Here is a 13,633-nt window from a genome sequence, read left to right on the forward strand (position 1 = left end):
TTTCAACGGCGGGTCATGAAGTCGATGAAGGAGCGCACCGCTCCAGTGAGCTGGCGGCGGCTGGGATAGGTGAGGTAGAAACCATCGAACCGCGGCGACCACGATTCCAACACCCGCACCAGCTTGCCCTTCACGAGGAGCGGCTCGACCGAGTCGTCGATGGTGTACGCGAGACCTGCTCCGTCTTGCGCGGCGCGCAACTGGACGGCGAGGTTGTCGACCACCAACGTGCCGTCGACGGGCAGGCTCACGCTCTTGCCGCGCCGCTCGAATTCCCAACGGGTGGCGATGCCATCGGGGCGCCGGGTGCCGATGCAGCGGTGATGCTTGAGCTCGAACGGGGTCTGCGGCGTGCCGCGCGTGCGGAGGTACTTCGGTGATGCGACGACGTAGACCTGCCGGCGGCCGCCGAGCCTGAGCGCGACCATGTCCTTCTCGAGGCGCTCCCCGAGCCGCACGCCGAGGTCGTAACCGCCGCCAGCGAGGTCGACCGTCGAGGAGTTCACGCTCAGCTCGACCTTCACTTCGGGATGGCGGTCGAAGAATTCGCCGAGCACCGGTGCAATCAACGACACCGCCGCCGAGTGTGCGGAGTTGATCTTCACCGTGCCTACCGGCCGGTCGCGGAAGTCTTCGACGACGAGCACTGCCGCATCGAGCTCGCGCAGCGCCGGCCTCAGTCGCTGGAGCAGATGGAGGCCAGCTTCGGTCGGACTCACGCTCCGCGTGGTGCGGTTGAGGAGCCGGACGCCCAAGCGCGTCTCGAGTCGGCGAACGGTGACGCTGAGGACCGGGGCCGTGGTGCGGAGTTCCCGCGCGGCGCGCGCGAAACTCCGGTGCGTTGCGACGGCCTCGAAGGCCGAAAGGTCAGCGAATTCGGGTCCGCGCATTCATTCGTTCTCACGAAAGACAGTCATTCGTGACGTGCATCTTCCGGATCCGACGTGCCGGACGCAAATTCAGCGCTCATGAACATGGAACTTCAGGGGAAACGGGCATTGGTGACGGGCTCCACTTCGGGGCTCGGCGAAGCCATCGCGAAGCAGCTGGCGGCGGAGGGTGTGACGGTCATCGTGCACGGCCGCGACGCGACACGGGCCAGACAGGTGGTCGAGGCCATCGGCGCCGCTGGTGGACGCGCGGAGATGGCCCTCGGAGACCTTTCCACTGACGCGGGGGCCGATGCGGTGCGCGCGGCGGTGGAGGGGGATATCGACATCCTGGTGAACAACGCCGGCGGCTACGCACATGTGGGATGGCTGAAGGCAACGCCGGAGCAGTGGGCCGACGTGTGGCAGCAGAACGTGATCTCCGGCGTGCGGATGATTCGGCACTTCGTTCCCGGAATGCGGGCGCGTGGTTGGGGCCGGGTCATCACCATCGGTGGTGGACTCGCAACACAGCCGGCGCCGACGCAGCCGCACTACAACGCGACACTCGCGGCCCGGCACAACCTCGCGGTCTCGCTCTCGCGTGAGCTCGCGGGAAGTGGCGTGACGTCGAACGCGGTCGCTCCCGGGGCGATTCGGGTGCCAGCGATCGAGGGCTTCATGCGGCACGTGGCCGAAGCGCACGGTTGGGGCACGCAGTGGGATGAGATCGAGCGCGCCGCCGTTCGTGAATTCATTCCCAACGACGTGGGTCGTCTGGGCCGGCCGGAAGAAGTGGCGAATGCGGTGGTGTTCCTGGCGAGCCCTCGCGCGGCGTATGTGACCGGTGCGGTGTTGCGCGTCGACGGCGGGACCATTCGCAGCGTGTGACCTGGTTCAGGTGTCAAAGGACTCGAAACGAGGGACTTGAGCCCCCGGGAAGGTGTCCCGAGCGAGAAGGTGTCCCCGGAGGGGTCGCGTGTTCGTGGTGCTGTAAAGCGCGAAGGAAAGCCGTGTCCCGACGGTTCGCCGTTTCAAGGTCGTCATCACTTGGTGTGTTAGTCTCTTGTTCGCTAGACAATGAGGCACGGGTGGCTTGTCAAGCCGCCTCCGGGAGGCCTGGATGAGGGCAGAGAGGAGGGTGGGTGCCGGCGTCCGAATATCCGCGCGACGCACGACGAACATCGGAATGCGCGTGCCGTCCTTCGAATGGTAGAAGCGCTGCTCGACCACGATGCGATCGAGATCGATCGCAACCTCGGGCCTGGCCCAGATCGTGAGGATACGGCGAGCGACATCAGTCATCGCCGGCACGGTAGAGGCGTGGACCGTCCGACGTGCCATCGACGGAGGTCAACGCCAACCGCGCCGCGCGGATGGCGAGGCCCTCACTGAAGGGCGAGAACTTCAGGTACGGCTCGAGCCGGGGCGAGCCAGCCACCCTCAGCACCGGGGACGAACCGAAGGTGTGCCCATGGCGGAGTGAAGGGTCGCGAACACTCGCGCCCGTTCCCGGCAACCCGTTGTGATCAGGGAAGCAACGAGTCTCGGGCTGTTCGATCCGGAACCCTCGCTCCCCTCACCCCGTTCCTCTTCCAGAGGGGAGCGCTACTCGTGGTTACCCCCCGCGACTCACCGAGGAGAACTGGTCATTGAAGACGTCACCCACATACCAGGTGTTCTCCGAATAGGGGATCGGACCGCCGAAGGCGCCGGAGTCGTAACCGGCGTTCTGGAAGAATCTGGCCGAGCATCCCGAGACGACCTGGACGGCGCTGATCCTATCATTCCAGCCGATGCTCCCAAGGTTGGAGTAGTCGTAGAAGAGCGTGAAGCTGGAGCCGGAATACCCGAAGTGCTCCCAGATCGTGGCGTACTGGGTCCCATGGGTGCCGCAGGCCTGCGCGGACACCTTCCCCGACTCGAGGCTCGCCATCATCTCCGGATGAGAGTCGTAGCAGGAGATGATGCCGTGCCCCAGGTGGTCATCGCAGCTCACCGCCTCTCGGTTCCGCAGCAGCCACTCCAGGGACACCTGGGTTCCGCGGTAGGAGGCCATCACTCCGGACCCCCCCTCCTCGGGGAGCTGGCTCTCCTCCGGCCCGCAGCCCACGGGAGCCACCAGCAGCAGGCCGAGGAGGCCCGCCCAACGCGCTCCACGCGGATTCCTGTCGAAGGACTTGTTGTTCATCTTCGTGTTCATGCGTTCCATGGAGTGTCTCTCTTTCGTCCTGGTTGGGTGAGTGATTCCGTTCACCAGTTCCAAACCCCTGCTCGGCCCTGGTGAGACTCACTCTGCCCAGGACGTCGGGAGAACGCTGTGCGCCGATTCACTGTATAGCCGTGAAGCCCGTCATGGACTCGAGGCCGGCAGCGCATCCAGGACGACAGGCTTGAGCATCCCACCGGAATGCCGTGGTTGGACGCGCAGCTCGACACCTGCGTCACGGCGGGCTGGTGTCCGAGGGCATCTGGGTCAGAGCACTCCAAAACCGGGACCTACCGGCGGCCCGGGCTCGTCCGGAACCACGTGGGCTCGGACCGGACCGTCGTGCCTCCCGTGAACATGCCGCCGGTGAAGAAGGCCTCCTCGAAGAAGTGGTACGGATGGACGAGCTCGGGGCGGCTGGCGGCATCCAGGCGCTCGGCGAGCGGGGCCGGAATCTCCACGTCGAGGGCGCGAAGGTTGCTCTCGAGCCGTCCCGCCCGCCGTGTTGCGCGAAGTACTCGCCGATGAGCTGCTCGCTGGTGCCGCCCGTATAGCCGTCCGCCGTGTCCAGGAAGTTACCGCCCGCCTCCAGGTAGCGCGCCAGGATGCGGTGGGCGGTTTCCTTCGGGCTGCCCCAGCCCCACTCGGTGCCGAAGGTCATGGTGCCCAGGCACAGCGGGCTCACGCGCAGGCCACTGCGGCCCAGCAGGTGGTACTGCGCCAGCGAGTCGATTCGAGGTGTCGTCGTCATGTGTCTCCCCTGTGGATGGCTTCAAACTGCCTTCCAGGGACCCCGAAATGAAGAGGCGGAATCCGCACACACTCTTTAGAATTTCTTAGAAATGGCCCTCACGCCCCTCAATGCCCTGGCCGTGTTCGTCACCGTCGCCCGGCGTCGCAGCTTCACCCAGGCCGCGAAGGAGCTCGGGGTCTCCTCCTCCGCGGTGAGTCAGGCCGTGCGCCAGTTGGAGGAGAAGCTGGGACACGCGCTGCTCGCCCGCACCACGCGCAGCGTGTCACTCACCGAGGCCGGGCGCCAGCTCCTGGAAGACGCCGCGCCGGGTCTCCAATCAGCGCTGGCGGCGCTCGAGCACCTGTCCGCCGATACCACGCAGCTCACGGGCTCGCTTCGCCTGTCGGTGCCCGCGTTCTCGCTGCCGCTCGTGGTCGAGCCCATGTTGGCGAAATTCCTCGAAGTCCATCCACATGTCCACGTCGACGTGTCCGTGCAGGACCGGTTCGTCAACATCGTCCTCTCTGGTCTCCTGTTGGTGGCCCTCGCGTCCGTGAAATGCATGCGTGGTGCCACGACTCCACCCGCTCCCGAAGACACGGCCTCGCCCGCTCCCCCAGGGAGCAGCACAGGAGGCGAGCGTGGCGCCGGAGGCAGGGGCGAGCAAGGACAGGACGCCGCCAGGAGACCAGGTCCTGGTGGCGGGAGGCTCGCTCGGGCCCTACGACCCAGGCCACGCGGAGGTGTACGACCCGAGCATAGGAAGGATGGAAGGCCTGTGGAGAGGTGGTGGACTGGAGCGGAGGGGCCGATGACCATTCAGTGGTGAATCGTCAGAGACCTTGGTTTCGTGCCAACCATGCCGATCAGGCTTCGCGTGAACTGCCTCCTGTTGGTTGTCAGGAGGCAGTTCACATGATGGGTGCACGTTCCGCCGTGCGAGCCTCAGTAGTTGGCCAAGGGGTTCGACACCACGTACATGCGCATGTCTTTGCACCGGCGTGCGAAGAGGTACTTCGGCTGACCAGCGACTGCGCGGACCAACGCGTAGCTGGCGCTGCCTCCTGCGTTGTTCGCGAGCGGCCAGTCGCCAATGAATGACACCGCGGGGCTGTAGTTATGGTTCGACCAGTTCCAGGTGAACTGGCTGCCGGACCAGTCCACGGTGGTGGCCCAGCTCGCACTCGGGCCCTTCTGGATGAAGAACCACTCGTCACGAGAGTCCAGCTGGTCGATGTTGCCCACCAGCAACGCGCCACTGTTGGCCTGCGGGTAGCCCACGCCAGCGATGTTGTTGGCCCCATAGGTGCTCCAGGCCCAATTGAAGCCGTTATTGGCGAAGTTGAAGGTCGTCGCCCAACCGCTCAGCCCCAGGACCTCGTCCTGGCCATCACCGTTGGTGTCGCCGCCGTTGCGCAGGCTGGACCGGTAGCCATACATTCCGTGAGACGTGCTGCCGTACGTGCTCCAGACCCAGTCCCAACTGCTGCCATTGAACCGGAAGAGCGTGATCCACCCGTTCGGGTTCACGCCGAGGATCTCATCCTTGTTGACGGGCGAGTTCCCGCTGTTGTTGACGGTGTCGAAGTTGCCGACCACGAGGTATCCGCCCCCGTTGGCATGCGCGTAGAGCTGGTCCTGGGTGCTGCCATTGCTGCTCCAGCCCCAGTTCCACGTGCCGTTGTCGAAGTGGAACATCGTCACCCACGAGGAGACACCCAGCACCTCGTCCTTGCCGTCTCCGTCGAAGTCGCCGACGACGAGGTTGTTGCGGTACGGGTAGATGCCGCCGCCCGCGCTGGAGCTGCCGTAGTTGCTCCAGCCCCACTCCCAGTCGTTGTTGTGCCAGTGGAACAGGGTCATCCACCCACTCGTGCTGACGGCGAGGATGTCCTCGGCGCCGTCTCCGTCGAAGTCACCGATGTAGTGCTTGGAATAGCCCGCGAGACCCGACTGGCTTGAGGCCGTCCAGACCTTCTGCCAGCCAGGGCTTTGACCGCCGACGGTCACCGTGAGCGTGCTGGAGTCCGCCACCTGGCCCAAAATGTTATAGATACGGAAGGTCACCGTGACCGTCTGGCCGGGCGTGACGTTCGAGGGAAGGATGCCGCTGAGGATGACGTTCGAGCTGCCGATGATCTGCTGGTAGGCACCGGCGACGACACCGTTCCAGGAGGCCTGGAGGTTCTGGATGGTGAAGGGCCCAGACTGCGACAGCGTCATGCGATACATGCCAGAGGCCAGGGCTCCGGAATACGAGCCGTTGGAGTTCACGAAGTTCTGGCCGGAGGGCACCACTGGTTCCGGACAGAACGACACCGTCGCCGCGGAGGAGGCACCGGGCAACACGAGGGCGAGCGCGAGCAGGATCAGAGGAAGACGCATGCAGGTGGGAGCTTCGTGATTTCTCATGAGGGGCCTCGGAGGAGTGCCCTGCGTGGCCTTGTGGCCCGGCGCAGGTGGACAACGAGGCGTCACCAAGCACCGACTGTGCCAGCAGCCAACACGCGCTCGCTCTCCGTCGTCTCCAGGGACAGATGTCCTGTCTCTGTTGCAGCCCAGGCGACAAAACCCGCCTCGCCTGTGACCGCGCTGGTTACAAGTCGGCAGCGCGGCTTCTCCACCGCCTGGCGTACTGCTCGGCCGGCTCCCGCCCGCGGCCCTCCTCGGCCCCTCTGACACCATCACAGCATGCCGGTCCTCCGCATCGAAGTTCGGACCAATCGCTTATGGCAAAATCCATTCCGTTGCGCTAGCAACGAGTTGCCGGGAGGTCGCCACGAGGCAGCGATCCCGGAGATGCGTTCACCAAGGGGTTTCCATGTTTCCAAGAAGCGTCGTACTTGCGGCGGGATGTATTGCATTGACGTTCGGGTGCTCCGGACAACCCGATGAGACGCAGGAGATCGTCGGCAATCTGGTCAAGGCGGGGTTCCCTGCCAATGACATCATGATCGTCGACGGGAAGGTCTACGTCGGGCGGGACGCCGAGGTGTCCCTGGCCGCGTCGCGCGAGATGCTCGGAACCGGCGACACCACCTAGGAGCAATACCGCACCAACAACCTCATCAGCACGTCGCTGTCGAAGATCTGCATCAACGGCTCGACGTTCACCGGCGCGTTCAGCACGGCGCTCGATCTGGCCATCCAGAACTACGACGAGCTGCCACTCACCTTCGCCATGGCGCGCACGCCGAGCACCGGCTGCAGCTTCACCATCAACGCGGTGCTCCAGCCGGGCATGGTGGGAGGATCCGCCGGTTTCCCGTCGGGCGGGCTGCCGTACTCGACGATCAACATCGGTGCCGGACTCGCCTCGTACAGCGTCGACGTCATCGAGCACGTCATCACGCACGAGCTCGGCCACACCATCGGGTTCCGCCACACGGACTACTACAACCGCAGCATCAGCTGCGGCTCCGGCGGTAACGAGGGCGACGCTGGCGTCGGCGCCATTCACATCCCGGGCACGCCGACCAGGGCGAACGTCGGCGGCTCGCTCATGAACTCCTGCTTCCGTTCTGTCGAGACAGGCGAGTTCGCCTCCAGCGACATTACCGCGCTGAAGGCGTTGTACCTCGCGCAGAACAGCGCCTGGCAGTCGGCACCTCAGTTCACTCCGCCCTTCCATCTCTCCTCGGACACCGTGGGCGACCTGGGTGGCCGCTTCGTCGACCTCAACGGCGATGGCCGGGCCGATTTCGCCTACTACCGCTGGATTGACGGGTCCAACCAGCAAGCGGGGGCCTACCTCAACACCGCTGGCACTGGAGCGTTTGTCACGAGCAGAGCTGGCGGACGTGAAGCCAGCGGGAGGGGTGAGCGCGATGGTGGAGCACCTGGGCTTGCCCCCGGCAGGTGCGAGCCTGACCCCGGCGCGAGCGCCACCCCAGGGCGCCTGGTGTTGAGGCTTACGCGGCCACAGCCCAGAGACCTGGTGCCCCTGCCGCGCCCCTCATGAGAGGCAGGCCTGGACAGGCATGCCCAAGGAGGCTGCCTGGCCTCTCCACCGGCCCGGCGCACAGCTCGGCCGGCTCCCGTCCGCGGCCCTCCTCCGCCCCTCTGCACCAGCCCTCCCCCTCAACACGTCCTCTATCCTGCCTATACGTCACGTCAGCCGTGGCAGCCTGATGCGCAGCCCACGCCGCGTTGTTGTCGATGACAGCCTGCGGAGGGAGCTCGGCGACCTGCCGCACCCGGACCTCTGCGCCCAGCGCCTCCGCCTCGTCCCTGATCTCCTTCGCGATGTTCGTCCCGGTTCCGGTCGACGAGTAGTAGATGATCGCGATCTTCGTAGCTTCCATGGTTCCTTCATCCGTCAGCATGTGAGGTGATGTATCACCCTGCCCAGGATGATACATCACCACTCAGCGACGCGTGACCCGCTCGGACAGCATGCGGGCGGAGTCCAGGGAAGAGGGTGAGCGCGCCACCTCGACGGGGCGCGTCGACGTCATTCCGCGAGGTCGGACTCCCGCCCGTCCTTCTCGTCGATGTTGTCGAGAACCGCCTCCGCCACATCGGCCAAGACGTCCAGTTGCCGTGGGCTGAGCACGTCGAAGAACACCTCCCGGATGTCCTGAAGGTGGCGCGGGGCCGCGGCCTGGATGATCTCGCGCCCCGCCTCGGTGAGAGCGACCACGCTCCCGCGGCTATCGTCTTGGCAGGCATGCCGCTCGATGAGGCCGCGGGTGGCCATTCGCGACACCTGATGGATGAGCCGCGTTTTCTCCCAGCGCAGCAGATCGCGCAGCTCGAACACCCGGAGCCGGCCGTCGGGTTGTTGGAAGAGCCCGAACAAGACCGCGAAATCGGCCCAGGAGAGCCCGCTGTCCTGCATGAGCTGTCGACTGATGTGACGGCGCAGGTCGTCCTGCATCCTGAGCAGCCCCGACCATGCGCGTCGCTCACGTTCGTCAAGCTCCTTCATTCAGGTTGCCCTCCACTGTTGTCACGGTTGTCGCGCCCACTCGCATGAGCGCCTCGAGATTCACGATACGCGGGCCCCATCGATGGCGACGGACCGCCGATGCCTCGCGAGCTGCGCGACCCACGCCGTGCGCTGTTGACAAGCGGATATGGGTGATAAATCATATAAGCAGGAAGGTGATATATCACCTATCCACGAGCACGCACCGAGCATGGCTGCTCACGGGACGGGGAGCCCCTCTCGTGGAGGACGTCGTCCGCGACACGGACATCGCGCAGGGATGACACCCCCGCGCACGGAGAAAGGAACCACCATGGGAAGGGTAGAAGGGCGCACTGCCATCGTCACGGGCGGAGGCAAGGGGATGGGCGCGGCCACGGTGCGCCTCCTCGCCGCGGAGGGCGCCAACGTGATCGCGGCCGATGTCGACATCGCGAGCGCCGAGGCGCTCGCCGGCGAACTCGGCCCGAAGGTGACCGCCGCCACTCTCGACGTCAGGTCGCCGGAGTCCTGGTCAGCTGTGGTCGACGGCGCCGAACGGCGCTTCGGTACGGTCGACATCCTCGTCAACAACGCCGGGATCGCCGACCCTGGCGAGCTGAAGGACTGGGATCTCGCACGGATGCAGCGGATGCTGGACGTCAACCTCATCGGTGTGTTCAACGGTGTTCAGGCCGTCGCACCGGGAATGCGGAAGCTCAAGCGGGGTTCGATCGTCAACATCGGCTCGGTGGGCGGCTTCCAGGGCATCCCGCGGATGTCCGGCTACGTCATCGCCAAATGGGGCGTCCGCGGACTCACGAAGACCGCAGCGCTGGAACTCGGCCCATACGGGATCCGCGTCAACGCGGTGCACCCCGGGCAGACCAGGACGCCCATGACCGCCGACGTCGTGTTCGACACCAGCGGCATCGCCCTCGGCCGTGTCGGTGAGCCCGAGGACATCGCGCGCGCCGTGCTCTTCTTCGCTTCCGACGACTCCAGTTTCGTCACCGGTGCGGAGCTCGCCGTCGACGGCGGTCAGCTCGCGGGCCCGGCTGACTACTCAGGGCTGCCCAGGTAGTGGGCGCTCTGCCCATGAGGTGCACCCCCATCGTTCCCTGCCTGGGGCCGGCGTCTACTTGCGCGCCGGCCCCAGCAATTGCGGCAGGCACGTGAGACCCGGCCACTCCGCGCTCCTCTCCACCAGACCCTCCTTCACCCCATGGGCCAGCACGTAGCGCAGCCGTCCCACCAGCGCCGTGTCGTCCAGCACCGGCTCCGCCGAGTAGCGCCGCTCCCAGAAACCTCCACTCCAGTCCACCAGCTTGCCCACCTTAGCGGCCAACCGAGAGCGCCCGCACGCCGCCTGAGGCGGCACCGTCAGCGGCGGCGCGCGCGAGGCGCCGCGGGGAGCTGGGCCGGCTTCGCCGCTGCATCCGCCCGCAGACTGTCCACGATCGAGAACACCCACGGGCGCATCGCCAGCAGCAGGCCGACGCTGTTCCGGCGCTCCGCCGGGAGCGTGACGTCCAGGTCCGCGGCTTCGCGGAACTCCGCGACCACGCGTTCCAGCCTGCGGCGGAGTTGCGCGACTGACGCGTCGCCGAGTTCGCGCAGCTCCAGCGTGAACAGCGCGCCGGGCCCGTCGAAGCGGTCGCGCAGGAACTCCTCGCTGGCCATGTGCATGTAGCGCGCGCGCACCGGGCCATCGTCGCGCCAGGCGAAGTCGCGCGGCACGCGCAACCGCACGTGGTCGCCCGGCAGCAGTTCGATCAGGTCGAGCCGGTCCAGCGCGGCCAGCAACCGTGTGGACTCCACACGGTCCAGCGCGAACGCCTCGCGCACCGCGTCGACGCGCCAGCCCTGGCAGAGCAGGTGGAACATCGTCATCAGCCGCGGCGCATCGGCCAGCGCGGCTTCCTGCACTGGCGACAGGTGCGTGCGTGCGTCGCGCGTCCCGCGCGCGATCCGCGCCAGCTCGAAGAAGTCGATGTCGAGCCGCGCGCAGACGTCCTCGAGCCGGGCGAGGTCCATCCGCCCCGACGACAGCATCCGCTTCACGGTCGGCTCCGACACGCCCAGCGCCTCGGCGAGGTCCGCGTAGCGCCAGCCCCGCGCCTTGAGCAGCTGCTTCAGCGCGGTCATCAATCGGCTTCGATCGTTCATGGCCCCTTCCGTGGCGTGGCGTGCCCCGTTGGGGATCATATCCTGATACTTCCGCGGATCCGATTGCGCCAGAAGATACCCGTTGGCACCGTTGCGGCTTCCGACCCGCAAGGACGCGCCATGCACCCCACCCGCGCCGCCACGCGCCGCACGATCCTCAACGACATCCATTCCCACCTCAACGCGACCGAGGTGGCCGGTGTGCTCACGCCAGCCTCGGTGCTCGAGACCTGCGCCGCCGTGCGCGATTGTGCCCGCCACGGCCGCCCGCTGATCACCGTCGGCACCCGCCACGCGATGGGCGGTCAGCAGTTTCTCTCCGACGGGCTCGTCCTCGACACCGCCGGCCTCGACCGAATCCTCGACTTCGACCCGGTGCGCGGCCTCGTCACGGTCGAGGCCGGTGTCCGCTGGCCGGCGCTGCTCGACTGGCTCGCCGCGCATCCCGACAACCACGCCGGCTGGACCATCCGCCAGAAACAGACCGGCGCCGACCAGTTCAGCCTCGGCGGCGCGCTCGCCTCGAACATCCACGGCCGCGGGCTGCTATTCGCGCCGTTCGTCGAGGATGTCGAATCGATCGTGCTGGTGGACGCGGACGGGCGTTGCGTCGAGGCGGACCGGGCGAACGAGTCGGCGCTGTTCGCGCTCGTGGCCGGCGGCTACGGGCTGTTCGGCGTCGTGGTCCGGCTGCGCCTGCGCCTCGAACGCCGGCAGACCCTGCGGCGCGAGGTACGCCTGTGCCGCAGCGCGGACCTGATGGTGGCGTTCGACGCCGCGATCGCGGCCGGCTGCCGCTTCGGCGACTTCCAGTTCGCGATCGACCCCGCGCACGACGACTTCCTCGACCTCGGCGTGCTGTCCTGCTACCGCCCGGTCTCCGGCCCCGCGCCGGAGGCCAGCACGCAGAAGCACCTCGGGCCGTCCGACTTCGCCGGGCTGTTGCTCCTCGCGCACACGGAACCCTCGCGCGCGTTCGACGCCTATGCCGCATTCTACCTGTCGACGCACGGACAGCGCTATGCCTCGGACACGCAGCAGACCGGCGTCTACCTCGACGGCTACCACCTCGCGGTGGACACGGCTCTCGGTCACCGCGGGTCGGAGATGATCACCGAGCTCTACGTGCCGCGCGAGCGGTTGGCCGACTTCATGGCGCGCGCAGCCGACTCACTGCGCCGGCACCGTGCACGGCCGATCTACGGCACGGTGCGCCTCATCGAGCGCGATCCGACGAGCCTGCTCGCATGGGCGCGGGAACCCTGGGCCTGCATCGTGCTCAACCTGCACGTCCACCATGACGCCGATGGCATCGCCGCGGCGGCCGGCGCCTTCCGCGCGCTGATCGACGATGCGCTCGCGTTCGGCGGCAGCTACTACCTGACCTACCACCGCTGGGCCACGCGCGAGCAGCTGGAGGCCGCGCACCCGCGCATCCACGCGTTCCTCGCGGAAAAGGACGCGCGCGATCCCGCCGGCCGCTGGGACAGCGACTGGCACCGCCACCTGCGCACCCTGCTGGAGGGCCGCGCGTGACCACCATCACGACCGCCATGCTTGTCGCCGCGGCGACCGTCCGCGATGGGCGGCGCTCGCCGCCATTGGATGTCGACATCGCGCGTGGCTGCCTGCGCGCCAGCGGTGCGGGCGGCCGCTTCCTGCTCGGCCTCGCCGACAACGCCGTCGGGCGCCTCCTGCTCGGCCTCGTCGAGCGCCTCGGCGTGCCCGCGCTCGGGGCCCACTTCGCATGGCGCAAGCGGTACATCCGCGACTGGACCGACTTCGCCTGCGGCACCTGGGCGCGCCAGCTGGTGGTGCTCGGCGCAGGGTTCGACGGTCTCGCGGCCGGCATGGTGCGGCGCCATCCGCGCCTGGTCGCGTTCGAGGTCGACCGTCCCGCGAGCCTGGCAACCAAGGCCCGTGCGCTGCGGGCGCTGGATGCGGCCTGTCCGCGCCATGTTCTGCTGCCGGGCGACCTCGCGCGCACGCCGTTGCCCGCATTGCTGTCGGGCGTGCCGGCGTTCGATCCGGCGCGGCCGACGCTGTTCGTCGCCGAGGGACTCCTGATGTATCTCGATCGCGCCCAGGTCGCGGACCTGTTCGCCGGCATGCGCGACGCCTGCGGGAGCACGCCCGAGGTCATCGCGACCGCCATGCTCTGCCCGCCCGGCGGGCGTCCGGCGTTCCTGCGCGCGCGGCGCTGGGTCACGGGTTGGCTGCGCGCGCGCGGCGAACCGTTCCGTTGGGGCATCGCGCCCGGCGCGCTCGCGCGCACCATGGCCGCGTGCGGGCTACAGGTGCACCGGGTCGCGGATGCCGACGACGCCGCCGCGCCCGATCCGTCACCCGGCGAACTGCTGTTCCGCGGGCATCTGTAGGCGAGCGCGGCCGCGATCGCGGCCTGACCACCTCCGTCTCCCAGTCATGGCGGGCACGCTCTCCTTGCGCGTCCATGGCGACCTCTCACCAACGCGACTTCACCCTCGATCCGCCGGACATCGAAATGCCCGGGGGATGCACACAAACCGCGAGAGAGCCACCTGAGCTCATCAACCTCGAGTTCAGCCGTGCCAGCGGTCGTGGAGTGCTGGCGTACGTGAACGAGGCGGGAGGGGTGCGAGCGATTTCGGAGCACCTGGGACTGCCCCCGGCAGGTGCGAGCCTGACCCCGGCGCCTAGGAAGGTGTCAAAGGACTCGTTCCGACATCTCGTCACCTGTCGGGTAGACCGGGGCAGTTGCCCAC

Annotated in this window: 16 protein-coding genes; 7 read left to right on the top strand and 9 right to left on the bottom strand. The window is 67.4% G+C overall.

The window, feature by feature from the left end; translation table 11 throughout:
- Window positions 1-2 precede the first annotated feature (2 nt).
- Window positions 3-890, bottom strand: a complete 888-nt coding sequence (locus tag D187_RS31390; protein WP_043432314.1) for a LysR family transcriptional regulator — start codon at window positions 888-890, stop codon at window positions 3-5.
- Window positions 891-968: 78 nt separating this feature from the next.
- Between D187_RS31390 and D187_RS31395 the strand changes: the two genes are divergently transcribed.
- A complete protein-coding gene (locus D187_RS31395) occupies window positions 969-1,760 on the top strand; it encodes an SDR family NAD(P)-dependent oxidoreductase (protein WP_043432316.1) in 792 nt (263 codons plus the stop codon).
- A gap of 406 nt (window positions 1,761-2,166) precedes the next feature.
- Here D187_RS31395 and D187_RS55620 read toward each other — a convergent pair whose 3' ends face one another.
- The 3 genes from D187_RS55620 to D187_RS59585 form a co-directional block, all read right to left on the bottom strand.
- Complete coding sequence (locus D187_RS55620) at window positions 2,167-2,310, bottom strand: hypothetical protein (protein ID WP_155893721.1); 144 nt, start codon at window positions 2,308-2,310, stop codon at window positions 2,167-2,169.
- 177 nt (window positions 2,311-2,487) lie between these two features.
- Window positions 2,488-3,081 (bottom strand): peptidase inhibitor family I36 protein, encoded by a 594-nt coding sequence (locus D187_RS31405; RefSeq protein ID WP_002632439.1) that lies wholly within the window; start codon window positions 3,079-3,081, stop codon window positions 2,488-2,490.
- Window positions 3,082-3,313: 232 nt separating this feature from the next.
- The gene (locus D187_RS59585) at window positions 3,314-3,829 is read right to left on the bottom strand and encodes an aldo/keto reductase (RefSeq protein WP_081713933.1); all 516 of its coding nucleotides are present in this window, start codon (window positions 3,827-3,829) and stop codon (window positions 3,314-3,316) included.
- Between the two features lie 91 nt (window positions 3,830-3,920).
- On the opposite strand from D187_RS59585, the gene D187_RS58900 reads away from it, so the two are divergent.
- A complete protein-coding gene (locus tag D187_RS58900) occupies window positions 3,921-4,640 on the top strand; it encodes a LysR family transcriptional regulator (RefSeq protein WP_002632441.1) in 720 nt (239 codons plus the stop codon).
- A gap of 116 nt (window positions 4,641-4,756) precedes the next feature.
- On the opposite strand, the gene D187_RS31415 is transcribed toward D187_RS58900, so the two are convergent.
- Window positions 4,757-6,196, bottom strand: coding sequence for an FG-GAP repeat domain-containing protein (locus D187_RS31415; RefSeq protein ID WP_002632442.1), 1,440 nt, complete (start codon window positions 6,194-6,196; stop codon window positions 4,757-4,759).
- A gap of 436 nt (window positions 6,197-6,632) precedes the next feature.
- On the opposite strand from D187_RS31415, the gene D187_RS58905 reads away from it, so the two are divergent.
- Together D187_RS58905 and D187_RS58910 are read left to right on the top strand one after the other, a co-directional pair.
- Entirely contained in the window at window positions 6,633-6,854 is a 222-nt protein-coding gene (locus D187_RS58905) for a hypothetical protein (RefSeq protein ID WP_281171800.1), read from the top strand.
- Window positions 6,855-6,905: 51 nt separating this feature from the next.
- Window positions 6,906-7,772: a M57 family metalloprotease gene (locus tag D187_RS58910; protein ID WP_281171801.1), complete on the top strand. Its 867-nt coding sequence runs from the start codon at window positions 6,906-6,908 to the stop codon at window positions 7,770-7,772.
- Here the strand turns inward: D187_RS58910 and D187_RS59320 are convergent.
- Together D187_RS59320 and D187_RS31430 are read right to left on the bottom strand one after the other, a co-directional pair.
- A complete protein-coding gene (locus tag D187_RS59320) occupies window positions 7,723-8,172 on the bottom strand; it encodes a flavodoxin domain-containing protein (RefSeq protein WP_368665059.1) in 450 nt (149 codons plus the stop codon). The genes D187_RS58910 and D187_RS59320 overlap by 50 nt on opposite strands.
- A gap of 92 nt (window positions 8,173-8,264) precedes the next feature.
- Window positions 8,265-8,741: a MarR family winged helix-turn-helix transcriptional regulator gene (locus D187_RS31430; protein WP_002632445.1), complete on the bottom strand. Its 477-nt coding sequence runs from the start codon at window positions 8,739-8,741 to the stop codon at window positions 8,265-8,267.
- A gap of 313 nt (window positions 8,742-9,054) precedes the next feature.
- On the opposite strand from D187_RS31430, the gene D187_RS31435 reads away from it, so the two are divergent.
- Window positions 9,055-9,804: an SDR family NAD(P)-dependent oxidoreductase gene (locus tag D187_RS31435; RefSeq protein ID WP_002632446.1), complete on the top strand. Its 750-nt coding sequence runs from the start codon at window positions 9,055-9,057 to the stop codon at window positions 9,802-9,804.
- Between the two features lie 54 nt (window positions 9,805-9,858).
- On the opposite strand, the gene D187_RS31440 is transcribed toward D187_RS31435, so the two are convergent.
- Both D187_RS31440 and D187_RS31445 read right to left on the bottom strand, forming a co-directional pair.
- Entirely contained in the window at window positions 9,859-10,068 is a 210-nt protein-coding gene (locus D187_RS31440) for a hypothetical protein (protein ID WP_245591872.1), read from the bottom strand.
- 35 nt (window positions 10,069-10,103) lie between these two features.
- On the bottom strand, window positions 10,104-10,889 hold the full coding sequence (locus D187_RS31445; RefSeq protein WP_162159719.1) for a helix-turn-helix domain-containing protein: 786 nt from the start codon (window positions 10,887-10,889) through the stop codon (window positions 10,104-10,106).
- A 120-nt stretch (window positions 10,890-11,009) separates the two neighbouring features.
- Between D187_RS31445 and D187_RS31450 the strand changes: the two genes are divergently transcribed.
- Both D187_RS31450 and D187_RS50655 read left to right on the top strand, forming a co-directional pair.
- The gene (locus D187_RS31450; RefSeq protein WP_002632449.1) at window positions 11,010-12,425 is read left to right on the top strand and encodes an FAD-binding oxidoreductase; all 1,416 of its coding nucleotides are present in this window, start codon (window positions 11,010-11,012) and stop codon (window positions 12,423-12,425) included.
- Window positions 12,422-13,267, top strand: coding sequence for a class I SAM-dependent methyltransferase (locus D187_RS50655; protein WP_002632450.1), 846 nt, complete (start codon window positions 12,422-12,424; stop codon window positions 13,265-13,267). Before D187_RS31450 ends, D187_RS50655 begins: the two co-directional genes overlap by 4 nt.
- Window positions 13,268-13,633: the final 366 nt, after the last annotated feature.

Source organism: Cystobacter fuscus DSM 2262, assembly GCF_000335475.2.
Classification (GTDB): domain Bacteria; phylum Myxococcota; class Myxococcia; order Myxococcales; family Myxococcaceae; genus Cystobacter; species Cystobacter fuscus.

Excerpts from the sequence above, each read along its gene's own strand:
- D187_RS59585 (WP_081713933.1), bottom strand. The coding sequence starts at position 3,829 with ATGACGACGACACCTCGAATCGACTCGCTGGCGCAGTACCACCTGCTG.
- D187_RS31395 (WP_043432316.1), top strand. The coding sequence starts at position 969 with ATGAACATGGAACTTCAGGGGAAACGGGCATTGGTGACGGGCTCCACT.
- D187_RS31405 (WP_002632439.1), bottom strand. The coding sequence starts at position 3,081 with ATGGAACGCATGAACACGAAGATGAACAACAAGTCCTTCGACAGGAAT.
- D187_RS58900 (WP_002632441.1), top strand. The coding sequence starts at position 3,921 with ATGGCCCTCACGCCCCTCAATGCCCTGGCCGTGTTCGTCACCGTCGCC.
- D187_RS31450 (WP_002632449.1), top strand. The coding sequence starts at position 11,010 with ATGCACCCCACCCGCGCCGCCACGCGCCGCACGATCCTCAACGACATC.
- D187_RS31445 (WP_162159719.1), bottom strand. The coding sequence starts at position 10,889 with ATGAACGATCGAAGCCGATTGATGACCGCGCTGAAGCAGCTGCTCAAG.
- D187_RS31430 (WP_002632445.1), bottom strand. The coding sequence starts at position 8,741 with ATGAAGGAGCTTGACGAACGTGAGCGACGCGCATGGTCGGGGCTGCTC.
- D187_RS31390 (WP_043432314.1), bottom strand. The coding sequence starts at position 890 with ATGCGCGGACCCGAATTCGCTGACCTTTCGGCCTTCGAGGCCGTCGCA.
- D187_RS31435 (WP_002632446.1), top strand. The coding sequence starts at position 9,055 with ATGGGAAGGGTAGAAGGGCGCACTGCCATCGTCACGGGCGGAGGCAAG.
- D187_RS58905 (WP_281171800.1), top strand. The coding sequence starts at position 6,633 with ATGTTTCCAAGAAGCGTCGTACTTGCGGCGGGATGTATTGCATTGACG.
- D187_RS59320 (WP_368665059.1), bottom strand. The coding sequence starts at position 8,172 with ATGTATCATCCTGGGCAGGGTGATACATCACCTCACATGCTGACGGAT.
- D187_RS31415 (WP_002632442.1), bottom strand. The coding sequence starts at position 6,196 with ATGCGTCTTCCTCTGATCCTGCTCGCGCTCGCCCTCGTGTTGCCCGGT.